This is a genomic window from Halomonas citrativorans, from assembly GCF_900163645.1.
In the GTDB taxonomy this organism is placed as follows: domain Bacteria; phylum Pseudomonadota; class Gammaproteobacteria; order Pseudomonadales; family Halomonadaceae; genus Vreelandella; species Vreelandella citrativorans.
In genome coordinates, this window is the sequence record NZ_FUKM01000033.1 from 274,897 (window position 1) to 297,995 (window position 23,099).

Genomic DNA, 23,099 nt, shown 5'->3' on the forward strand with positions numbered 1-23,099 from the left:
ACTTTGTTTGTACGATATAGTACAAACAAGTAAATAAATGGAAAGGATCGTTGATATGATCAAACAGACACCTAGTACGGCGTCATTTAAGGTCAATAAAGTCGCTCAGCAGGGCAGTTTGTCTGTTCATGTGGCGGATCAGTTAGAGGCGCTTATCACACAAGGCAAGGTGGCGGTAGGTGATAAATTGCCAACAGAAAATAGCCTTTGTGAATCCTTTGGTGTAAGCCGTACCGTTATCCGAGAAGCCATTACTCATCTAAAATCATTAGGGTTGGTAGAAACCCGGCGTGGTGTAGGTACGTCCGTTCTGCGTTCTTCTAAATTGAAGGCGCTTCCAGCAGAGCGTATCAATCCCACTACGGTGGAAGATATTTTGCATCTTTTGGAGCTGCGCTTAACATTGGAACCTGCGGCCGCCGAGTTGGCAGCCCTGCGCTACGATGATGAAGACCGGCAGCGCTTGGAATTCCAACACCAAGCGTTTGCCAACGCTTATGAAACCAAGTCCCAGGCTCGGGAAGAAGATTATCTATTTCATTTTGCAATTGCTACGGCGACTAAAAACCCTTTTTTTCAATCGTTCTATGAGCAGTGGAGTCAAAGCGTGATTCCACGAGCCAAGCTTCTGAGTAATGATATTAATCCGCTTTCTTCTCAGCGCTATCTGGAGCGGGTGCAAGAAGAGCATGTCCAAATTCTCAATGCTATTTTATGCCGTGATGGCAATGCCGCACGAGAAATGATGCGTCAGCATCTTGGCCGGGCTCGAGATACCTATGCCCAGTATCGTGATTTAAAATAGCGCAGAGAATATCTATCGGCTCTCTCTATCCAGAGAAGCGAATGCCAATTCAGGCCTGAAATGCCATCGGAGGCGCACTCTATGGGCTGCAACTACGTGGCGTAACTGCCAGCGCGCCCATGGTAAGTGTCTATCCTTTACTGGGGCAGCGTTATGGTATGGGGAACGTGGCTGCCGGTGCATTGATGGCGAGCACACTCATGTCCTTTATCACCATCACCATCAGCGTCATCGTTGGTTTGATGACCTATTTTGGCGTGTTGCCTTGATCGCTATTGGCGGCAATAAACGCTTTAGCTCTTGGGTCCTGCAGATAGGCGATATTCAGGCGCAGCCATGGCGTTGTTTGATTGTCAGGGAAAAACAAGTGGCTGGGCGATAGCATGATGTCAAAACGGCGTGCGCTCTCCATTAGTGCCTCCTTCTCTACCGGCGATTTGGCCCATACAAACATGCCGCCTGCCGGTTCAGTGAATACCACCCAACCGACTTGCTTGAGCTGCGTAAGCGCCAGTGCCATCTGGTTGGAGAGCCGGGCCCTTAAGCGTTCAGCGAGTTTTCGATAGCTGCCGTTTTGAAGCAGCGTGATCAGCACCTGCTCAGCAAAACGGGAGGAGGAAATACTGGTCAACATCTTGATATCCACAAGCCGTTGCACTAGTGAAGGCGGGGCGGCTATAAAGCCGACCCGCAGCGATGAGGTGAGCGTTTTGGAAAAGCTGGATAGGTAAATAACCCGTTTAAGACCATCCAGTGCGGCGAGCCGTGTGGTCGGGGTGTGCTGAAAATCAGCGTAGATATCGTCTTCTACAATCGTGAAATCGTACTGCTCGGCGAGCTGTAAAACGCGATGTGCAATCGCCGGTGTGAGCGAACTGCCGGTAGGGTTATGAAACACGCTGTTCACGTAAAAAAGCCTGGGACGGTACTCTGCTAAGAGGGCTTCCAAACGGTTAATATCCGGCCCATCAGCAAGGCGCGGTATTCCTATCACGCGAACGCGCTGTAAATGCAGCAAGCCGAATAGGTTGTAATAGCCCGGCGATTCCACAAACACCACGTCGCCGGGCTCAAGCAGCATTCTCACCAATAAATCCAGTGAATGGCTGCCGCCGCTGGTCATGACAATTTGCTCAGCACTTGCCGATATTGCGAGGGGGCGCAAGCGCTCCTGGATCAAGCTGCGAAGCTCCTGCAGTCCTTGGGGCGTGCTGTATTCAAAAATTCCTGATTGGCTTTTACGCGCCACTTGGCGAATGGCGTAGGTCAGGTCTTCGCTCTCGCGCCAAGCATTAGGCAACCACCCGCAGCCCAGTTTTAGCGAGTGCTCATTAGCGCTAAAAAGCCCCCACAGCCCATTGGTAACTTCTTGAAGAGGGGTAGAGGCTAACGATGGTTGGGGAGTAACGGCAGCGCCATCAGCGATAAAGAACCCGGAGCCGGGTCTTGAGCGAACCAAGCCAATAGCCACCAACCGTTCGTAGGCGTCAATAACCGCGTTACGGCTAATATCGAGCTCTGCCGCTAGGCGGCGTATGGAAGGTAAGCGACGCCCACCCGCTCCATTCTCTTGAATCCAATGGCGAATACTCTCTTCAAGCTGCTGCGCAATCGGGGAAGCGGCATGTCGGTCGACCTGAAGTTTCATAAAAATCTCTGCTGCCGGCCACTGTTCTCAAAAACGCAGGAACAGTGCTTGGGTAATGATGGATAAGTGTACCTTACCTCTAGGCGGGAAGGGTGCGAGCGTAATGGCTTAACCCATGACCCGTTTAGGAAAAAAGATGGACCGATATAACGCGCCTCGGTTGGCTTTTGCACTATGTATGATTACCACTGCGGTTAATTTACAGGCACCGCTTTACGATATTCTGGCGGCGAAAGCAGGCGTAGGCGTGGGCGCAGCCACACTCGCGTTTGCCTGTTACGTCGCGGGCGTCATGCCGGTATTGCTGGGGCTTAATGGGCTGGCGGATCGGGTGGGTCCTAAACCGCTAATTATTGTCGCACTTCTGCTCTGTTTAAGTGCCACTGCGCTAACCCTATTGATGCCTGGCTTGATAACGCTGGGGGTTGCGCGCTTTTTATTAGGCATTGGTACCGGGCTGACCTCAGCCGTCGCGCCTGGATATATGCATCAGTTACTTAATAGTGACGACAGTCGCATGGCAACGACGTACGTAACGTCCAGTACCGCGCTTGGGTTTGGTTTGGGTGCGGCGGTTACCAGTTTGTTTATTCTCCATACGCCCAGTGTGACGCCGCCAAGCCTATGGCTGTATCTGGGCGTAGGCACCATTGCGTTAGTTGCAGTGATGCCACTAAAAAATATCGCACCTGCTGTTACCCAAAGTGCGATGTGGCGACTGCCAGGTTATCCGCCGGGAACACTGAGCTTTGGGCTAGCCATTTTACTTGCATGGGCAACCGTAGGGTTGGTGATTGCTATATTGCCTTCCACGTTAAGCCAGCACGGTTTAACACCCTGGAGTGGTTTTGCCACGTTTGGCATTTGCAGCTGCGGAGTACTGTTTCAGCCTTGGGCACGCGCCTTGGCACCCGTGAAGGCCACGGTGCTGGGGTTGATGATTTTACCTCTCGCCTACGGATTAATTGCCTGGGGCGCCCTTCAGGGGAGCCTGATAGCTGTGTTACTGGGAGCAGTTGCGGCCAGCAGCGCCTGCTATGGGTTTATCTATTTGGGTGGCTTAAGCGGAGTGCTCGCCATTGCTGGCCCGTCTTCTACCCAGACAAGCGCCGGCTATTTTTTGATGGCGTATGTGGGATTTAGCCTCCCGGTAATTACAACGGGAGCCCTTGTTGATTCAGTAGGCCATGTAGCCGCATTGACGCTATTTGGCGTGGCGTTACTGGTGGGCGCCATTGCCACGGTTAGTCTGCTGCTCATCGGCCCGAACAAATCTTCCAAGCGGCTGACGGCCATTCGCCAGCCATAAGCCGTGCGCTTCGCTTACGTGTGTCGCTCAATCAGCAACCCACAAGAGGGCGCTGCCCATAGCGTGTCTGCGGTAAACACCACATCGCACACGACCGGTGCATAGCAGCGCCGCACCTGCTCATCAATCCGTGCGCGAAGCTCATCCTGAGCGGTTAACGACGTGGTGACGCCTTCATCAGGCAGCACCACGTGCACCATAACGTAAAGCAGGCGCCCTGGACGTACCATACGCACACGGACTTCTTGGGTATGCGTTTCTGCCAGTGCCTGAGAGATAGCGTCGCGCACAGGGGCAGCAATGGCTTCTTCGGGCGTTTTATTGAGTAACTCCTTCAGCGCTTGGGAGGCCATGCGTACAGGCACGCCCAAGCACAGCACGACGACCGCAATAACCAGTACCGAATCGATATACGGCACTAGCGTGTTCAAATTTAACTGCTCAAGGAGTACTACCAGGCAGAATGCCGCGAGAACCGCAGCAGAAATCACGCTATTGACGATCCAGTTGAGTTTGTCGGCCGCGATCAGAGGGCTTGCGGTGTAGCGTTGGCTGCGGTGCATTACCCAAGCGGTCAGCGAGCAGGCAAGTGTGGCAAACAGGGCATAGATGACCGCAAGGCCCGCTGCAATCTCTCGCCCGCCTGAGAGGAGCGCGACAATGGCATCGACCAAAGCAAAGATGGAAACACCCAGAATTAATAACCCTTTACACAGGTTAACCAGCGACTCGAAGTAACTGTATCCAAACGGATAAGATTCACTATCAGGACGGCTGGCTAATTTACTCACCTTGATCGTCACTAAAGCTACACTAAAGTAGATTAGGTTAAATAACCCATCGAGCAAAATAGCCTGGGAATTGGAGGCGAGTGTAGCGGTAATCCCGGCACAGCCAATCAAGAACGCCATAAAGGCGGAAAATGCCAGCGTACGCGTTTCTGTTTTCATGGATATTTGGCCCCGCCGCCAGTGATATAACCCGCAAGCATAGCAATATTTGTCATCTTCTAACCAACGAAAGCTATGCATTAAGGCCACAAAGGCGAGTGACAAAGCACTCACAAAGAGAAGGACGTTATGCGTTATGCCAAGGACTTAACCTTTTCGCTATTAACCCCTGAGGACGCTGTCGACCTGTTGGCGTTTGAAACCGCCGAACGTGCCTGGTTTGAGCAGCATATTGAAGCGCGTTATAGGCATTTTTATACGCCTCAAGGCGTCTCACAGCATATTGTTGAGTGCCTTTCCCTGAATGCCCAGCGTCGAATGAGCCCGCTGTTGATACGCAATAGAGGAATGCTTATAGGCCGCGCCAATTTGCGCGATATTGACGAAAACCAAGCGAAGGTAGGTTATCGCATTGCAAAAAGTGCCTGTGGTCAAGGAGTTGCTTATAGGGCGCTTAAGCATCTAATGAAGGAAGCGCGTGGTGTCTATGGTCTCACTACGCTAACGGCGATTGTTTCTGTCGAGAACGATGCCTCTCAGCACGTGTTGCAGAAAGCCAGCTTCGATGCCATGGATATCTTGCCAGCGCACTCCCGAGTGGCCGACAAGCGCGTTGATTGCCTGGTATATCAGTGTGTCTTGAATGCAATCTGCTGAAAGCGGCGTTATAGAGCCCAGCAACGCTCTGTGCTGCGTACCTTGGTAACGTTAAAAAGCGTGTACTACCTTGAAGGCATGCCGTTGATCAATACGCAGCCAATCAGGAGGGGCTAACGATGCCAATGTTAAGCGCGGGGACAGAACAGGGAACGCCGGTAGAGATTTATTACGAGGTATATGGTGCAGGCAAACCTGTGGTGCTTATCCATGGATGGCCATTAAGCGGTCGTTCTTGGGAAAAGCAGGTACCAGCGCTAGTGCAGGCGGGTTATAAAGTCATTACCTATGATCGCCGTGGGTTTGGCAAATCAACCCAGACAGACGGCGGCTATCACTACGATACGCTTGCGAGTGACCTAAAAAAGCTCATTGATACGCTGGACCTGCACGATGTTACGCTAGTGGGTTTCTCAATGGGCGGTGGCGAAGTGGCCCGCTATCTTGGAAGTTACGGCACTAGCCGCGTGACAAAATGCGTATTTTCCGCCGCCGTTCCTCCGTATCTTTATAAGGCAGATGACAACCCGGAAGGCGGTCTGGACGATGCGACCATTAACGGGTTTTTGGAAGGTGTCAGCGGTGATCGAATCGCTTTTCTGGAAGACTTCACCAAAGATTTTTTCTCAACCGCGGAGAACAGCGATTTAATCAGCGAGCCCAATCGGCTTTATCATCGCGATATCGCCGCCTTTGCCTCGCCGCTAGCCACCTATGAGTGCGTTAAAGCGTTTAGCTATACCGACTTTCGCAAAGACCTGCCCAAAATCGACGTGCCTACGCTGATACTCCATGGCGACGGCGATCAAATCGTTCCGTTTGAGGTTAGCGGTAAGCGTGCCGCCGAGCTTTTACCCAAGTCCCAAACGTATGTTATTAAAGGCGGCCCGCATGCGATTAACGCCACCCACGCTGATGAGTTTAATAAAGCGCTGATTAATTTTCTTAATGCTTAATGGCTAATGGTTGTAACGCGCTTCTAACGCCGCCTTGATAGGCGGCGTTTTCGTTGGGGAAAACTGAACTGGGATTTCACCAAAGCAGAAAATCGGCTAAAACAATAAATTGTATTTTTGAGACGTAAAGTGCAATTATGACGCCTGAGATCGACTCATCAATCAATAACGACAATCGTCAGATACGGCGGCGAACTATGCACAATATTGAGAAGCTAACCCACTACACGCACGGCTATTTGACGTTCAAGGGCCATGATTACGCGATTATCGAACTACCCAAATTACTCGGCGAGGCGCTTCACAAGCTGCCCTATGTGCTGCGCCTTCTGCTTGAAAATATTATGCGTAATACGACGGGGGAGGAGCGTAAGCGCAGTGCTCAAGCGCTTTTGAGGTGGCTGGAAAACGGCACGAGCAGTGATGAAATCGCTTTTCAGCCGGGGCGGATATTGATGCACGATACAACGAGTACACCTGCGTTAGTGGATATTGCCGCTATGCGTGACGTGATACGTGAGGCGGGTGGTGACCCTGAAGTGCTTAAGCCGCATTTGCCGGTAGATGTTTCAGTAGATCATTCGCTTGCTGTAGAAGTGTTCGCCAGCATCAGCGCCTCAGAAGACAACCTTCAGCATGAAATGCGCCGTAATCACGAGCGGTATCGTTTTTTACGCTGGGCCTCCTGCGCACTTGAAGGCGTGACCATTCACCCGCCGGGCACCGGTATTATGCACACGCTAAACCTTGAGCAACTGGCCACCGTCGTAACCACTCAAGAGCGGGATGATGAGTGCTGGATGGTGCCCGATACGATGATAGGTACCGATAGCCATACGCCAATGATTAACGGCATTGGTGTATTGGGCTGGGGAGTAGGTGGCCTGGAGGCGGAAACGGTAATGTTTGGTGTACCCACCATGCTACGCATTCCTGACGTGGTGGGGGTTAAGTTGACAGGCACACTGGCGCCACATGCACAGGCCACCGACTTGGCGCTGATAGTCACTCAGCGCTTGAGGGCGCTGAACGTAACGGGCAAGTTCGTTGAGTTTTTTGGACCGGGCGTGAGCACATTAACGGCCGGTGATCGTGCAGTCGTGGCAAATATGGCGCCTGAGTACGGCGCCACTACCGGTTTTTTTGCGGTGGATGAGCAAACCCTGCGCTATCTTGACCAAACAGGGCGTTCAAGAGAAGCCGTTGAACGGGTAAAGCACTATTGCCAAGCGACAGGGCTTTGGTTTGAAGCCGATGAGCAGCCTACCTATACACAGTGTATAGAGATTGATTTAAGCGTTATTGGTGTACAGGTCGCCGGGCCTACGCGACCCCAGGATGTGCATGGCTACACCGATGTGGGAGAAGTGTTGTCACAGCTTGAATTTAAGCCAAGTGCAGTATCTCACCGCGCAGTTTCAGACCTGCCCCGCCACCCCGTAGCGATTGCTGCCATTACCAGCTGCACCAACACGAGCGATCCACGCCTTATTATCACCGCAGGGCTATTGGCCAGAAAGGCTCGCCGCTATGGGTTAACACCGCCTGCTTGGGTAAAAACCTCGCTTGCTCCAGGCTCACCAGCAGCGGCTACCTATCTCAAGCGGGCGGGGCTAATGGAAGATCTGGCCGCTATCGGTTTTGATATCGTCGGGTATGGGTGTACCACCTGCATCGGTAACTCGGGGCCATTGACCCCAGAGATCAGGCAGGCACAGAAAGCAGGCAACTGCCGTGCAGTAGCGATGCTGTCGGGTAATCGAAACTTCCCAGGCCGTGTGCACCCAGACCTTGATCTGGGTTTTATCATGTCGCCTGCGCTGGTCGTGGGTTTTGCCTTGGCAGGTAATGCCGAGCATGATTTCAAGCAGCCACTGGCGGAGTATGACGGTAGGAGTATCTACCTGCGTGACTTATGGCCTGCTAGGGATGACGTCGATGCCGCATTAGCCAAGGCGCTGAACGCTGCCGATTTTGCAAAAGATTTCAAACAGGCAAGCCGTAACGCCCGTTGGGAGGCTCTGGATGCGCCTAAAACAGCGACCTTCCCATGGGAGGAAGCCTCTAACACGCTGCGCCGCCCACCGTTTGCTTCGGTATCCGAGGGCAGCCAGCTAGGCCATTACACTGCTTACCCGCTGCTGATAGTCGGTGATGATGTCACGACCGACCATATCTCACCTGCCAGCGCCATTCCGGCTGATAGCCGTGTCGCTGACTATCTGGTTGAGCGCGGTGAACGTCGTGACGATCTGAACGTATTTGCCTCACGCCGGGGCAATTGGGAGGTCATGGTAAGGGCCGCCTTCCACAATAAAACGTTAAAAAACTATCTCGCCCCTGATGCACCGGTTGCACATACGCGTCATCTACCCAGCGGCGATGTTATGCCTCTTTTTGAGGCAGCCAGGCGCTACCGTGAAGCCAATGAATCCGTTGTGATCGTCGCGGGTGAGCGCTACGGTATGGGGTCATCGCGAGACTGGGCTGCAAAAGGTCAGCGGTTGCTGGGCGTTCGTGCGGTGCTCGCCGCAAGTTTTGAGCGTATTCACCGCTCAAACTTGATCAGCATGGGAATTTTGCCACTGAACTTACCCGCGGGCGTTAGCTCAACCACGCTGAATATTGAGCCGGGTGATCAAATCGACATTCAGGCGCAGGCCGAAACGCTAACCCCTCGTGCTCGAATTACGGTTAATATTTTAAGAGCGCAAGGCGAGATAGAGTCGCTAATGACTATCGCCCAGGTCGATACGCAGGCAGAAATTGTACTGCTTAAAGAAGGCGGCGTTATTCCCTCTCTACTGAAAAAAACATTGGCCTGAGTAATGCTGGCCAAACCCTTCATAAGGAAAGTGATAAGTGAACGATATTAACAAGCTAAGAGAGCTAATGGCGCCTACCGGCGTGTTGCGCACCACTATTAACGTGGGTAACCCAATTTTGGCGGGGCTCGATGCTGATCAGCAGCCCTACGGCGTTTCGGTTGATTTGGCAAAGATGATTGCGCACAGGCTGGACGTTGAGCTTGAGCTTCAAGTATATGCTTCCGCCGGTGAGGCCGTTGCCGTTGTCAGCGATGAAAAGGCCGATATGGGCTTTTTTGCGCTAGACCCCAAACGCGCTGAAAGTATTCAATTCACCGCGCCCTACGTGCTGATAGAAGGCTGCTATCTGGTGCGCGAGGATTCGCCGATTACTGATCAGCAAGAGGCTGACCGCCATGGTCAGAAGATCGTGGTTGGTAAGGGCAGTGCTTATGATCTTTACCTTAGCCGCGCTATTCAACACGCCGAGCTGGTTAGAGCACCTACTTCTCCGAAAGTGGTGGCGTTCTTTATTGAACACAAGCTGGATATCGCCGCAGGCGTGAAGCAGCAGCTGGAAGCGGGTATTGAGGAGTTTGGTGGTTTGCGGCTGTTGCCTGGGCACTTTATGACGATCCAGCAGGCGATGGGCGTTCCGAAAAACCGGCCTCGGGAAGCCGCTGCTTTTCTATCCGCGTTTATTGAAGAGGCAAAAGCGGAAGGGGATGTTGCTCGCTTGTTAGCCAAGCATAATATTCAGGGTGCTTCGGTCGCGCCAAGCGCGTAAAGGATAGGTCGTGGTTAATAGTGCATCACCTCTTACCGCTGAGCTTTTGGCAAAGCGTATTCACACGTTGATTAATGAAGAGGCTATACCCGTAGGGAGCCACCTGACGGAGGCGAGCTATGTAACGAAATTGAAGGTCTCCCGAACACCCATTCGCGCGGCCTTTCAGTTTTTGGAAGAGCAGGGGGTGGTGAAGCGTCAGCCTAATCGCGGCTTCTTTTTAGTGGATACCAAGCGTGGGCTTTTTGCCGATGCTGACGAGCCGCTAGAGCAAGGGTCTTCTATCTCGCCACTATGTTTTACGATTGGCGTCGATTATTTAAAGAATCAGATCGCCGGGAAAATTACCGAGGCGGAACTTGCTAAAAAATATACGCTTGGTCGTAGCACGGTCCTTCAAGCGATGCATGCCATGGAGGCCGAAGGCTGGGTGTCCAGGCTTTTGGGCTATGGCTGGGAATTTAACGAATTCTTAACCTCTCAAGCAACGTATGATCAGTGTTTTCGTTTTCGTCTGTTAATTGAGCCCGCCGCGTTAAGAGAGCCTGGCTACCAGGTTAATGAAAAAGTCTTCGGTCAGTTAAGGCAGTCATTAACCGAGGCCGTGTCTGAAGAAGGTAGCACGATCTCTGAACGCCAAATGTATATAAACGGCACCTACTTCCATGAAAGCATCGTTAATGGCTCAAATAACCAGTTTCTGATTGAGAGCCTTAAACGCGCTAACCGGTTGCGTCGCCTGATTGAATACCACGTTTATGCCCGGCGTGAATCGCCAGTGCCCGAGTATAAAGAGCACTTGGCGATTCTTGATCTGCTGGAGGCGGGGGATAATCAACAAGCGGCTGTTTATCTAACGGAACACCTGGAGCGAACGCGTCAGGAAAAAATGCGCATTGCTCAAGGTATCTTTGCCCGTTAACGGCGCGGCAGGGAAAGATGAAGCTGCTTCTTGCATGGGTATCTTCGCCTATGTGGCTTATTCCTCAATCCACACATCAACCCCTTTAAAACTCACCTTCCAGGTGCGTAGCGTGACGCTGTCATCTTCCAGGCACTGACCATCTTCTAAACGAAAATGCTGCTTGTAGAGGGGGGAAGCCACCACGGCGGCGCCCTTTATATCGCCCACAATGCCGTGGGCGATGACATTGGCGTTGGAAAACGGGTCGTGGTGGTCAATGGCGTAAAGTTCACGCGGGTGGCCGGGTAGGTAGAATAGCGCGACTTGCTTTGGCCCCTGTGGCGTTTCAAACCACGCAGCAACCCCGGAAAACGCGACCAAATCGGCTTTACTGCACAGTTTCTGGCCGGTCGGTACCTGTCTGCTTTGTGTAACCATTGCTTGCTTCATTGCGGTAGCGGTCATGGAGTAGCCCTTTGAAATGATGACGATTAGGCAGGCCGTAGCTGGCCGCGCTCACTGGTCATGATGATTGACGGATCTGGGCGGCTGTCGTTGACGTAGCTTCTAAAGCGCTTGAGTTTATCCGGGTCGCTGATGGCGCCTGCCCATTCGCACTGATAGTTATCCACTACGGTTTGCATCTGGCGCTCCAGTTCCTCGCCCATGCCCAGGCTGTCGTCGAGAATCACTTCTTTTAGATACTCCAGCCCGCCTTCCAGGTTTTCCCGCCATACCGAGGTGCGCTGCAAGCGATCCGCCGTGCGCACGTAGAACATCAAAAAGCGGTCGATGGTGCGGTAGAGGGCTTCATTGTCAAGATCGGTGGCAAACAGCTCGGCATGGCGTGGGCGCATGCCGCCGTTGCCGCACACGTAGAGGTTCCAGCCGTTTTCGGTGGCGATAATCCCGATATCCTTGCTTTGCGCTTCGGCGCACTCGCGGGTACAGCCTGATACGCCAAACTTGATCTTGTGCGGTGCACGAAGGCCCTTGTAGCGGTTCTCAAGTTTGATCGCCATGCCCACGCTGTCCTGCACGCCGTAACGACACCAGGTGCTGCCCACGCAGGATTTCACCGTACGCAGCGACTTGCCGTAGGCGTGGCCGGTTTCAAAGCCGGCCTCGATCAGCTCGCCCCAGATATCAGGCAGGTCCTCCAGGCGGGCGCCGAACAGGTCAATCCGCTGGCCGCCGGTGATCTTGCTATAAAGGCTGTACTTTTGAGCCACCTGGCCCAGCACCACCAGTTTATCCGGCGTGATTTCCCCGCCTGCGATGCGCGGTACTACCGAGTAGGTGCCGTTCTTCTGCATATTGGCCATGAAGGTATCGTTGGTATCCTGCAGCGGAATATGCGCGGCATCGGTAATCGGCTCGTTGAAGCAGGAGGCCAGAATGGAACCCACGGCGGGCTTGCAGATATCGCAGCCCAAGTGGTGGGCGCCAGAAGCACCGTGCTTTTCGATCAGTTCGCTGAAGGTTTTGATACCTTCCACACGCACGATGTCGTAAAGCTCTTGGCGGGTGTGCTGAAAGTGCTCGCAAATCGACTTGTCCACCTCAACGCCGCGTGCGGCCAGCTCATGATCCACCACGCTTTTCAAAAGCGATGCGCAGCCACCGCAGCCGGTGCTGGCGCGGGTATCACCTTTCACGGATGCCAAGTCGCTGGCGCCAGCATCAATGGCCGCGAAAATGCTGCCCTTGGTCACGTTATGGCACGAGCAGATCATCGCCGTTTCCGGCAGCGCGTCCGGGCCCAGTGCTGGCGCAGCGCCGCTTTGAGGCAGAATCAGCGAGGCGGGCTCTTTGGGTAGCTCGATACCGTTGGCGTAGTACTGAAGCAAGGTGTCGTAGACGCTGTTATCGCCCACCAGCATGGCGCCCAAGAGCTTCTTGCCGTCGCTTGAGACCACCATCTTGCGGTAAATCTGGGTAAGTGGGTCAAGGTAGCGAAACATCCGCGCGCCGGGATTTTGGTTGCCGTGGGCATCGCCAATCGAGCCGACGTCCACACCCAGCAGTTTAAGCTTGGTGCTCATATCGGCACCAACAAAAGAAGCGTTGCCGTCGGTGAGTGTCGAAAGCGCTGTCTTTGCCATCTGATAGCCAGGCGCCACCAGGCCAAAAATGCTCTGATTCCACAGCGCCACTTCGCCAATGGCTAAAATCGCCGGGTCGCTGGTTTGACACTGATCGTTGATCACCACGCCGCCGCGCTCGCCGATTTCTAGGCTGCACTCCCGGGCCAACTGGTCCCGGGGGCGAATACCCGCCGAGAACACGATCAGGTCGGTTTCCAGTATTTTGTCATCCTGAAACACCATGCGATGGCGGCTGGCTGCACCATCTTCAATGCGCTGAGTGGCCCGCTCGGTCAGTACCTGAACACCCAAGGCTTCGATTTTTTCGCGCAGCAGCTCGCCGCCCTCAGCATCTACCTGCATGGGCATCAGGCGTGGAGCGAACTCGATCACCGCGGTTTCCAGATTCAATCCGCGCAGTGCGTTGGCAGCTTCCAAACCTAACAGGCCGCCGCCCACCACGACACCGGTGGCGGCACTTTGCGCCGCGTCGCGTATGGCGTCCAGGTCATCCAGCGTGCGATACACCAGGCAGCCTTCGCGATCATTGCCGGGAATGGGTGGCACGAAGGGGTAGGAGCCGGTGGCCAGTACCAGGTGATCGTAGGCGTAATGGCCGCGCTCGGTGGCCACCGTTTTTGCTGCGCGGTCGATGGATACAACCGCTTCGCTGCTGTTGAACGTCACGCCATGGCGTGCGTAGTAATCGGCATCGCAGAGGGCCAGCGCTTCGGCGTCGCGGCCTTTGAAGTATTCGGAAAGGTGCACGCGGTCGTAGGCGCGGTGGCGCTCTTCGCCAAACACGGTGACGTTCATCTGCGTCAGGGCGCCGTTTTCAACCAGCTGCTCGACCAGATGGTGGCCGACCATACCGTTACCAATAATAACCACGTTGCGTTTAGAAGTGGTGGACATGGCTAAGCTGCCTCCAGCGTCGATGAGGGAGTGGACGGATTATCAAGAAGCAGGGCGTTGGCATCGGCTTCACCAAACAGCAGCGCCTGGCGGCAAGTGCCAAGATTGGTTTTGGCCAGCGCCTGGGCGAAATACCAGGGGCCAGAATGGGTATCTCCATACAGCACGGCGCCTTCCAGCTTGCCATTGCGCAGTAACAGGCGGCGGTAATCTCCGCTTTCTGGGTCGCTGTAATGCAGTACTTCATGCTCTGGCGCCGCCACGATGGGGCCAAATGCGTAGAGGGCCACCCCGCTGATTTTAAGCTTGGTGGCGGTCGGCGCTTCACGGTAGCGGGCGCTGCCATCGCCGCACAGGGTGTTGGCTAACACATCCACCTGGCGCCAGATCGGCTCGACCAAGCCGTAGGTGTGCTGCTCGAACTGGCAACACTCGCCCAATGCATGAATATGCGGGTCAGAGGTAGTGAGCGTGTCATCAACCATAATGGCGCGCTGCGTTGCCAGGCCTGCCTGATGGCCCAGCTCTGCGTTAGGCGTAACGCCGGTTGCCACGATAACGCTCTGAGCAGGCAGGCGATGGCCATCCTCGAGTACGACAGCGGTTAAGCTTCCCGCGCCGTCGTCTTCAAAGTGGCTGATGCGTGCGTGGGTGAAAATATTTAAGCCACGCTTGGCAAGCGTCGTTTCAAGCAGCTCAGCGGCCACGCTATCCAGCTGACGATTCATTAATCGCTCGCTGCGTTGTAGAACGCTGACGCTGGCGCCACGCTTGCGAAGCCCTTCGGCGGCCTCCAGGCCCAACAGCCCGCCGCCGACCACGACACACTCGCCGCCCTGTCGGGCAAGCGTTGCGAGCGTGTCGGCATCTTGCAGGGTACGAAACCCATACACGCCGTTAAGGTTAATGCCGGGTACCTCAGGTAGCGTCGGGCGTGAGCCGGTGGCAATCACCAGGCGGTCATAAGTCAGCGTACGGCAGGTGGTGACAACGCGCTGCTCTGCACGGTCGATCTCCAGCACGCATTCATTCAGGTGCAGGGTAATACCGTGCTTGGCGTACCACTGAGGGCCCCGCAAGGCGAGAGCGCTAGGCGGCATTTCATCGGCGAGTAGGGGCGATAGCAGTATCCGGTTATAGGCGGGAGATGCTTCTGCACCAATCACCGTTATCTGCTGGGGTCGATGAGGCAATTTAATGACGGCCTCTAGCAGTCGATGGCTCGCCATGCCGTTGCCGATAACGACTAAGTGATCATCAGGCGAGCACCGAGAGATAGCGATCATGGGTTGCTCCTTACTGTTTAGCGCTTGGCTACAAATGCCTATCTACAAATACGCGGCAGCGATAAATGCTGTCGTGGCGCAGCGCTGAAGAAAAACCAATAAAAAAGCCCCTGAGTTAGCGCCCCAGGCAAGTGGATTGCCAGGAAAGCAGACTCAGGGGCTTCGTTGCCCGGTAGCTGAGGCCAAACCCGTTAGCTGGGTTTCGCACAGAGCAGCCACCGTTGGCTGCCAGCTAAGCTTGAATTTATCTAACCAGTACAGGGCAATTTATCAGCCAAGCCTCGGCTATTATTTATTTTTATATTGATTATCAATGCTTTGATTTAAAGAGATAGATTGAAGGCAGCGCCTTTTCAGCCGCTTACGCTCAGCCTGCGCACGCTATTGGTGCGCTAAGCGGTAAGAATGCACCGTGAGTAGTCAGCGTTAGCAAAAAACCTGCCTACAAGATAAGTCGAAAGATATTTTATTGGTTATTAACCTTCTGTTTAATTTGGTGTTTTTATTTTAATTGGCTTGTTGGCGTAGGCCTTGCTATTACCTTATCAACAAGCAACAAAGCACAGACGGGTTTATCGGCACAATAAAAGGCAGCCATCGAGTTTGACGGGCAAATAACAACGCTAATGCCATTAGACGACAGGCCATTAATAAATGTGCCCAATCCCGGCAGTGCGACATTTGGCACCGGTGCAGGTGTCCCTGAGACAACGGCGTCCAGGCAGGCTTCTTGTGAGGCTCGCTTGGGCGCTTTTTGCTTTTTAAGCGGGAGGAAATCAGTATGTCCCAGGCCACACGCTCGGCTTGTAAAGCAAACACGACGTGCCCTTATTGCGGTGTCGGCTGCGGCGTCACCGCCACTGTAGCTGGCGGCACAATCAGCGCCGTTGAAGGCGACCGCGACCATCCCGCCAACTTTGGTCGGCTATGCGTTAAAGGCTCGGCACTGCAAGAAACACTTGGCCAGCATGACCGGCTCACCACGCCCTGGGTCGATGGGCAAGCGGTTGACTGGAATGTGGCGTTAACCACCTTGGCAGAGCGGTTGCAGGCGACTCGCGCAACTTACGGTGCTGAGTCAGTGGGTGCCTACCTTTCAGGCCAGCTATTAACCGAAGATTACTATGTGGCCAATAAGCTGTTTAAAGGCTTTTTAGGCACGCCACACCTGGATACCAACTCGCGACTCTGCATGGCCTCTGCCGTAGCGGCGTATAAACGCTCGCTGGGCGCGGATGCCGTTCCTTGCAACTATGAAGATATTGAAGAGGCTGAACTGGTGGTGCTGGTGGGCTCGAATCTGGCTTGGAATCATCCAGTGCTCTATCAGCGTTTGAAGGTTGCCAAAACGCGCAATCCGCTGATGCGGGTGGTGGTGATCGATCCGCGCGTGACCGACAGCTGCGAGATTGCCGACCTTTACCTGGGCATCGCCCCCGGCAGCGATGCGGTGCTTTTCAACGGCCTGCTGGCCTGGATGGCTGAGAATAACAAGCTGGACCAACTCTATCTGGATCGTCATACACAAGGTTTCGACGAAGCCCTGCTAGCCGCGAGCCAGTATGGTATTAACGACGTAGCGGCCATATGTGATATCGACCCTGAGCGGCTAGAGACCTTTTACTACTGGTTTGCCAGCCAACTCCATGTCGTGACGCTCTACTCCCAGGGCGTCAACCAATCCACCAGCGGTACCGATAAGTGCAATGCGATCATCAACTGCCATCTGGCGGGCGGCAAAATCGGATTGCCGGGGGCGGGGCCTTTCTCGATTACCGGCCAGCCCAATGCCATGGGCGGGCGCGAAGTGGGCGGGCTTGCCAACCAGCTGGCCGCGCATATGGATTACCACACGCCCGGTGCCCTCGGCCGAGTCACCCGCTTCTGGGCGACGGAAACGTTAACGCCCGAACTGCCCCAGGCGCCCGGCTATAAGGCGATTGAGCTTTTTGGCGCGGTTGAGCGGGGCGACATAAAGGCGCTGTGGATAATGGCCACAAACCCGGCGGTCAGCTTGCCGGATGCCGCCCGCGTGCGGCGTGCGCTTGAAAAGTGCCCGCTGGTGATTGTGTCAGAGTGCGTCAGCCATACTGATCTGCTGGCCTATGCCGATATTATCCTGCCCGCGACGGGATGGTCTGAAAAAGATGGCACGGTGACCAATTCCGAGCGGCGTATTTCACGGCAGCGTGGTTTGCTACCTGCGCCAGGCCAGGCGCGTCACGACTGGTGGATTATGTGCGAAGCCGCCAAGCGGTTGGGCTTTCATGAGGCGTTTGACTATACCTATCCCCATGAGATTTTTGATGAGCACGCGCGCCTTTCCGCTTTCGAGAATGAAGGGACGAGTAAACGGCTATTCGATATTTCCGGCCTGGTGGGGCTTGGGCGCGAGGGCTACGACGCGCTGGCGCCAATTCAATGGCCGGTGACGTCTTCAGCACCTCACGGAACGGCGCGGCTGTTTGAAGACGGTGAATTCGCCACGCCTAATGGGCGAGCCAATTTCATCGCCATAACGCCGCGCTTGCCGGAGCAACGCTTAAGTGACGCCTATCCGCTGCGCCTGAATACCGGGCGTATTCGCGACCAATGGCACACCATGACGCGGACGGCGCGCGCCCCCCGGCTGATGAACCACCGCTATGAGCCGTTTATCGAACTCCACCCAAACGATGCCGCGAACTATGGCATTGGCGACCAGCAGCTGGCAGTATTGTCCGCCGCCAGCGGCGAGTACCGGGGGCGGGTGCGAATCTCAAGCGCCCAGCGGCGTGGTGAGGTGTTTATTCCCATGCACTGGAGCGATGCGTTCAGTAAATCGGCGCGTAGCGGTGCCCTGCTAAAATCCATCACCGACTCCGTTTCAGGCCAGCCGGAAACCAAGCACGGCGCGGTGGCGTTGGCGCCGCTTAACACGGCTTGGGAGGCAACGCTGTTGATTGCTCACCCATTAGGGGATAATAGCCAGCAGGAAGCGCCCTCGTGGTGTAAAAGCGATTACTGGGCGCGCGTGCCCATGCAGGGCTGCCAGCGCTGGCAGCTGGCAGATGCAAAGCCGGTACATGACTGGGTGGCGCTGCTCGCTACGTGGCTACCCGAAGGGGCTTCTTTGTGGTGTGAAGACAGCGGCAATGGCCGCCTGCGCGCTGCGGCTATTGTGCAGGGCAAACTGCGCTGGTGGCTGATGGTCGGCCCGCCGCGCGAATTGCCCGGGCTTGCCTGGCTTGAAGCGCGTTTTAATGAAACAGTCATAAGTGATAAGCACCGGCGCCGGCTGTTAGCGGGGTGTGACGATGGCGCCGCCGATACCGGCCCTGTGGTATGCAGTTGCCACCAGGTGGGCCAAACGATGATTGTTAATGCTATTCGTGCCGGTGATGCCAGCGTTGAAGCATTGGGCGCACGGCTTGCCTGTGGAACCCAATGCGGTAGTTGTTTGCCTGAATTGAAGTCCCTGATTGAAGAGGAGCGTTCACATGCGCGTGCTAAGCAAGCGTCTACTACAGAAGTGGCCTGAGGCCACGATGCGCTTTACGCAGCGTGTGCTGTCGCCATTCCAGCGCTCCACGCGCAGCGCCTCAAGCACTCCTTCGCTTAAGCTGCGCGGAGAATGCACGGCCGGGCATGTGTATCTGGTGGGCGCGGGCAGTGGCGATATGGAGCTGTTAACGCTGAAAGCCGCCCGGCTGTTAATGCAGGCCGATGCCATCGTGTATGACCGTTTGGTCGGCGATGATGTGCTGGGGCTGATTCCGCTTTCCGCCGAGCGCTACTACGTTGGCAAGGCCAGTGGCCATCACAGTATGCCTCAAGCGGAAATTGGCGCCTTGATGGTCAAGCTGGCGACCGCCGGCAAATCGGTGGTGCGCTTGAAAGGCGGCGACCCCGGCATATTTGCGCGTATGGGCGAAGAGCTTGCCGCTCTGGCGGATGCCAATGTGCCCGCGCACATCGTGCCCGGCATTACTGCGGCGTCTGCCGCCGCCGCAAGCCTGGGGATCCCGCTAACCGACCGGGGCCACTCTCAGCAGCTGCGCTTTATTACCGCACAGCTATGCCGTGAGGGCGGCGCGCCCGACTGGAAAACTCTGGCCCGCCGCGATGAAACCCTGGTGTTTTATATGGGGCTTTCCAAGGTAGAGGCCATTTGCGCAGGGCTACGTCAGGCCGGCTTGCCCGATGAGTGGCCGATTATGCTGGTAGCCAATGCCAGCCTGCCTGAACAGCAGGCATTGGTGGGTACCCTTAACGATATGCCCCAACGCCTGGCGGATCATCCGCTGCCATCACCCTGCGTGATTCTGGTGGGCAGCGTGGTGAGTATGGTGGCGAGCAGCCCCGCTAATGCGCTTGCCTCAGCGGGCATCATCGAATCGGTCGACCTGACGTAGCGTTGGGAACAGGCGCATCCACAGGCCGACCACCGCCAACGTGCCCACGCCGCCAATCACCGCGGCGGGCACTACGCCAAACCCGGCAGCCATGCTGCCTGCGCGGAACTCGCCCAACTCATTGCTTGAGCCAATAAACAGCATATTGACGGCATTCACCCGGCCGCGCATTTCATCCGGCGTGGCCAGCTGAATCACAGTGGTGCGTACATAAACACTGATCATATCGGCCGCACCCGCCACCAGCATGGCGATCATTGACACCCAGAACAGGGTTGAGAAGGCGAACACCAGATTCGCTAGGCCAAACACGGCCACGGCGGCAAACATCACATGCCCGGCGCGGCGCTTGATGCCGCGAACGCCAAGATAAAGCCCCATCAATAATGCACCCACCGCAATTGCGCTGCGCAATGCACCTAGCCCTTCAGGGCCAACATGCAGAACTTCCTGAGCGTAAATGGGCAGCAGCGCCACGACGCCACCCAGCAGCACGGCAAATAGATCCAACGAAATGGCGCCCAGAATAATCGGCTGATAGCGGATATAACGAATGCCGGCGGAAAAGCGCTTCCAAGCGGTGCTTTCTAATACCTTGGCTTTCTCGACATAGCGCACTGGTACCAGCATCAGTAAGGCCAGCGCGACGATAAAGCAGCCCAAGCACACGGCATAAGCCAGGCTGCCGCCGCCCACACTGTAAAGTACGCCGCCCAGCAATGGCCCGCTAATCACTGCGACTTTCATGATCGAGCTATTCAGCGCAATGGCCTGGGCAAGCTGAGCGCGGGGCACAATATTGGGCAACATACTTTGCAGCGTGGGGCCGGTAAATGCCCGAGCACAGCCAAACAGAGCCAGCACAACATAAAATTCAATAACGCTACCGTGATTGGCCTGCGCCAATAAAAGCAGTAGTGCACTACAAATGCCCTGTACTGCCCAGCTGAGTTGCAGAATGCGCTTGCGCGGAAAACGGTCGACCACATCGCCGGCGGGCAGCAGTAAAATCACCATAGGCAAAAACTGCGCAAGCCCCACATAGGCAAGCGACATGGCATCACGGGTAATGTCATATACCTGCCAGGCCACCACAATGGCTTGAATTTGCATGGCAAAAACGGCTGCAAGGCGGGAGAGAAGAAAGCTTAGAAAGCCCGGTTGGCGATGAATGGGAAGCAGTGGGGCATCGGTCGCTGCAGGCGTGTTGTTGTCTGGGGGCATGGGCGGTATCTTGGTTAGCAAGAGAATGTTAGCAAGCGAATTTTTATAATTCTATCGCTTATGGCGCCAAACGTGGATCAAAATGCCCGTAAATTCCGCCTGGTTAATGCCAAGCCTATTAAGGGGTTTTTCTAGTGAGTGGTTGAAGTCACGTGACGGCTGCCCCATGTTAATTAACACGCTATCAATAGAAAAGGATGTTAATGATGCAAAAGGTTATGCCTAACCCCGGTTTCGGTACTTTTCGCTTGGAAGGCGATACGCTAAAAGAGAGCATTCATGCGGCGCTTGAAGCAGGCTACCGCCATATCGACACCGCTCAGTTTTACGGTAATGAGAAGGGCGTTGGTGAAGCGATCCGTGACAGCAGCGTGCCACGTGGCGACATTTTTCTAACCACCAAGGTGTGGCACGACAACCTGGCGCCGCAGCGCTTGAAAGAGAGCGTTGATGAAAGCCTTGAAAAACTGGGCACCGATTACGTTGACCTACTACTGATCCATTGGCCATCGCCGGATAACGAAGTGGCGATGGAAGAGTATCTGGCTGCTCTCAAAGAAGTAAAGGCACTGGGCAAGGCGCGCCATATCGGCGTATCCAACTTCACCATCGAGCAGCTTGATAAAGCGGTGGAGATTTTGGGTAAAGGCGAAATCCTCACCAACCAGATCGAAGTGCATCCTTTTCTGCAAAACCGCAAGCTGGTTGAGCGCTGCGAGCATCACGGTATTCAGGTAACGGCCTTTATGCCGCTGGCGGTGGGCAAGGTAATGGACGATGCGACCCTCAAGCAGATTGCTGATGCACATAGCGTAACGCCTGCGCAAATTGCCTTGGCTTGGGTCAATCAGCGCAATATGGTCACCATTCCCTCTTCCACCAAGGCGCGTAACATCCAAAGCAATATTGCCGCGTTTGATCTTGTGCTAAGCGACAGCGAAATGACCGACATTGCCAAGCTGGACCGCAAGGAGCGCATCGCCAACCCCGACTTTGCGCCCGCCTGGGACGAGTGATCTTAAATGAGTGCTGAGGAACCTTAAGCTTCTTATAATGTCTTAGCGGTGCCTGTTTTAGCAGGCACCGCTTTTATATAGCTTTTAAATAATCGGCTGTACAGGAAGATTCCATGAAGCAAAAGATTCGCGACAACGCGCTCAAAGCGCAGCTACGAACCCCCATGTTCAAGATGCAACAACAAACGCCCAAAAAAGGTAAAGGCAGCTACTCCCGTAAAGGGCGCAAGGCCCTGCGGGGGTATCGCCAAGCCGCTTAATCAGGCGTTTTGGTGATACCACTGCTTTGCTTTGTGCAACGTATTTGAATAATGCTGGTTTTGTAAAAGTGCTAGAAACAGGATCTAGTTATCGATGCTAACTCACTTTCATTAAATTATTGTTGTGGCGCATTAGTATTATTTTTAATGCCGGTTAAGTATTGAATGCTGTCTTCAATATCGTCTTTATTGATTTCATCCATAATAATATTGATGTGCGGCTTACGAGAAATCAGTTGCTCAAAAACCAGCTCGTAATTTAGCCAGCCTTTGCCCAATGGCACAAACATCAGGTTTCCGTCCTCGACTCTAAAGTCCTTGGCATGAACAACCGCAACTCTATCTCCCCAGGAGCTGATGGCTTCCTGCAATATACTCTGTTGTTGGAGATAATTATCACTGGTTAAAAAATTGACAGGGTCAAAAATGATTTGCAGGTTGTTGGAATTGACCATTTCTAGCATGCGGGTGACTTTCTTCGGGGTATGAAGTGGATGATTAACGCCTGGTTCTATACCCACGATAACGCCACATTTTTCTGCTTCGGCGACCAGTTCACGAACGCTTTCCAGCATGTCCAGGAAGGGTGCTTCAGAAAAATTTTCGTCAGTGTAAGCAATTTCAGCATGTATATTGCCCGTTTCGGTGCCTACGATGCTGCAGCCAAAGTCACGCGCATAGCGCAGATGCTCCTTAAATTGCGCCAAGGCTTGCCGTCTCTCTTTCCTGTCAGGATGTATAATATTGACATAACAGCCGAGTACGGCGATCTGTATGTTAGCCTCCCGAAACGCGGTGCCAATATGATGGGCAAGTCCGGGTGATAAGAAACCGGGTGCTGTTGTAAAGTCGAATGATTTGTTAAGAGCGAGTTGAACGGCGTTAAGATTGCGCTGAGATAGATTTTTAACGAGATCTTCTAGCGGCATTTTAGGAAGGTCATGTGCCCTTATGCCCAACTTCATAAGCTCTCCTAATGCAGGTTAGTATAGGCCAAGAGACTGCCTTTATTACGATTGCTATAAATATAAAGACAGCCGCCTTGGTTTAAATGGTAATGAACGAGATACGCTGTGTAAAAGGCAGCTATATCT

The 23,099-nt window shown here is 54.4% G+C and carries 19 protein-coding genes; 12 read left to right on the forward strand and 7 right to left on the reverse strand.

The window, feature by feature from the left end:
* Positions 1 to 55 precede the first annotated feature (55 nt).
* Positions 56 to 805, forward strand: coding sequence for a FadR/GntR family transcriptional regulator (locus CZ787_RS08810; RefSeq protein WP_176372198.1), 750 nt, complete (start codon positions 56 to 58; stop codon positions 803 to 805).
* Between the two features lie 119 nt (positions 806 to 924).
* On the forward strand, positions 925 to 1,074 hold the full coding sequence (locus CZ787_RS08815) for a hypothetical protein (protein WP_254908593.1): 150 nt from the start codon (positions 925 to 927) through the stop codon (positions 1,072 to 1,074).
* Here CZ787_RS08815 and CZ787_RS08820 read toward each other — a convergent pair.
* Positions 1,053 to 2,453, reverse strand: a complete 1,401-nt coding sequence (locus CZ787_RS08820; RefSeq protein WP_087108257.1) for a PLP-dependent aminotransferase family protein — start codon at positions 2,451 to 2,453, stop codon at positions 1,053 to 1,055. The genes CZ787_RS08815 and CZ787_RS08820 overlap by 22 nt on opposite strands.
* A gap of 136 nt (positions 2,454 to 2,589) precedes the next feature.
* On the opposite strand from CZ787_RS08820, the gene CZ787_RS08825 reads away from it, so the two are divergent.
* A complete protein-coding gene (locus tag CZ787_RS08825; RefSeq protein ID WP_087108259.1) occupies positions 2,590 to 3,762 on the forward strand; it encodes an MFS transporter in 1,173 nt (390 codons plus the stop codon).
* 14 nt (positions 3,763 to 3,776) lie between these two features.
* Here CZ787_RS08825 and CZ787_RS08830 read toward each other — a convergent pair whose 3' ends face one another.
* Entirely contained in the window at positions 3,777 to 4,712 is a 936-nt protein-coding gene (locus CZ787_RS08830) for a cation diffusion facilitator family transporter (RefSeq protein WP_087108261.1), read from the reverse strand.
* 129 nt (positions 4,713 to 4,841) lie between these two features.
* Between CZ787_RS08830 and CZ787_RS08835 the strand changes: the two genes are divergently transcribed.
* From CZ787_RS08835 to CZ787_RS08855, 5 genes are all read left to right on the forward strand, one after another.
* Complete coding sequence (locus tag CZ787_RS08835; RefSeq protein WP_087108263.1) at positions 4,842 to 5,369, forward strand: GNAT family N-acetyltransferase; 528 nt, start codon at positions 4,842 to 4,844, stop codon at positions 5,367 to 5,369.
* 119 nt (positions 5,370 to 5,488) lie between these two features.
* On the forward strand, positions 5,489 to 6,325 hold the full coding sequence (locus tag CZ787_RS08840; RefSeq protein WP_087108265.1) for an alpha/beta fold hydrolase: 837 nt from the start codon (positions 5,489 to 5,491) through the stop codon (positions 6,323 to 6,325).
* A 137-nt stretch (positions 6,326 to 6,462) separates the two neighbouring features.
* On the forward strand, positions 6,463 to 9,150 hold the full coding sequence (acnA, locus tag CZ787_RS08845; RefSeq protein ID WP_254908595.1) for an aconitate hydratase AcnA: 2,688 nt from the start codon (positions 6,463 to 6,465) through the stop codon (positions 9,148 to 9,150).
* 37 nt (positions 9,151 to 9,187) lie between these two features.
* A complete protein-coding gene (locus CZ787_RS08850) occupies positions 9,188 to 9,919 on the forward strand; it encodes an ABC transporter substrate-binding protein (protein WP_087108269.1) in 732 nt (243 codons plus the stop codon).
* A gap of 10 nt (positions 9,920 to 9,929) precedes the next feature.
* Positions 9,930 to 10,841, forward strand: a complete 912-nt coding sequence (locus tag CZ787_RS08855; RefSeq protein WP_087108271.1) for a GntR family transcriptional regulator — start codon at positions 9,930 to 9,932, stop codon at positions 10,839 to 10,841.
* Positions 10,842 to 10,898: 57 nt separating this feature from the next.
* Here the strand turns inward: CZ787_RS08855 and nirD are convergent, their stop codons facing one another.
* Genes nirD through CZ787_RS08870 form a run of 3 tightly spaced genes read right to left on the reverse strand, consistent with a single transcriptional unit; the run spans position 10,899 to position 15,111 of the window.
* Positions 10,899 to 11,288, reverse strand: a complete 390-nt coding sequence (gene nirD / locus CZ787_RS08860; RefSeq protein ID WP_087108273.1) for a nitrite reductase small subunit NirD — start codon at positions 11,286 to 11,288, stop codon at positions 10,899 to 10,901.
* 26 nt (positions 11,289 to 11,314) lie between these two features.
* Positions 11,315 to 13,825 carry a nitrite reductase large subunit NirB gene (gene nirB, locus CZ787_RS08865; RefSeq protein WP_087108275.1) on the reverse strand — a complete coding sequence of 837 codons (2,511 nt, stop codon included), beginning with the start codon at positions 13,823 to 13,825 and terminating at the stop codon, positions 11,315 to 11,317.
* A gap of 2 nt (positions 13,826 to 13,827) precedes the next feature.
* Positions 13,828 to 15,111, reverse strand: coding sequence for an NAD(P)/FAD-dependent oxidoreductase (locus CZ787_RS08870; protein WP_087108277.1), 1,284 nt, complete (start codon positions 15,109 to 15,111; stop codon positions 13,828 to 13,830).
* 781 nt (positions 15,112 to 15,892) lie between these two features.
* On the opposite strand from CZ787_RS08870, the gene CZ787_RS08875 reads away from it, so the two are divergent.
* The gene (locus CZ787_RS08875; protein WP_087108279.1) at positions 15,893 to 18,631 is read left to right on the forward strand and encodes a nitrate reductase; all 2,739 of its coding nucleotides are present in this window, start codon (positions 15,893 to 15,895) and stop codon (positions 18,629 to 18,631) included.
* Positions 18,591 to 19,505 (forward strand): uroporphyrinogen-III C-methyltransferase, encoded by a 915-nt coding sequence (gene cobA / locus CZ787_RS08880; RefSeq protein WP_087108281.1) that lies wholly within the window; start codon positions 18,591 to 18,593, stop codon positions 19,503 to 19,505. Before CZ787_RS08875 ends, cobA begins: the two co-directional genes overlap by 41 nt.
* On the opposite strand, the gene CZ787_RS08885 is transcribed toward cobA, so the two are convergent.
* Positions 19,470 to 20,729 carry an MFS transporter gene (locus CZ787_RS08885; RefSeq protein WP_087108283.1) on the reverse strand — a complete coding sequence of 420 codons (1,260 nt, stop codon included), beginning with the start codon at positions 20,727 to 20,729 and terminating at the stop codon, positions 19,470 to 19,472. The genes cobA and CZ787_RS08885 overlap by 36 nt on opposite strands.
* Positions 20,730 to 20,926: 197 nt before the next feature.
* Between CZ787_RS08885 and dkgB the strand changes: the two genes are divergently transcribed.
* Complete coding sequence (gene dkgB, locus CZ787_RS08890; RefSeq protein ID WP_176372199.1) at positions 20,927 to 21,745, forward strand: 2,5-didehydrogluconate reductase DkgB; 819 nt, start codon at positions 20,927 to 20,929, stop codon at positions 21,743 to 21,745.
* 113 nt (positions 21,746 to 21,858) lie between these two features.
* On the forward strand, positions 21,859 to 22,005 hold the full coding sequence (arfA, locus tag CZ787_RS08895; protein WP_087108287.1) for an alternative ribosome rescue factor ArfA: 147 nt from the start codon (positions 21,859 to 21,861) through the stop codon (positions 22,003 to 22,005).
* A gap of 116 nt (positions 22,006 to 22,121) precedes the next feature.
* Here arfA and CZ787_RS08900 read toward each other — a convergent pair whose 3' ends face one another.
* A complete protein-coding gene (locus tag CZ787_RS08900) occupies positions 22,122 to 22,970 on the reverse strand; it encodes a sugar phosphate isomerase/epimerase family protein (RefSeq protein ID WP_087108289.1) in 849 nt (282 codons plus the stop codon).
* Between the last annotated feature and the right edge of the window lie 129 nt (positions 22,971 to 23,099).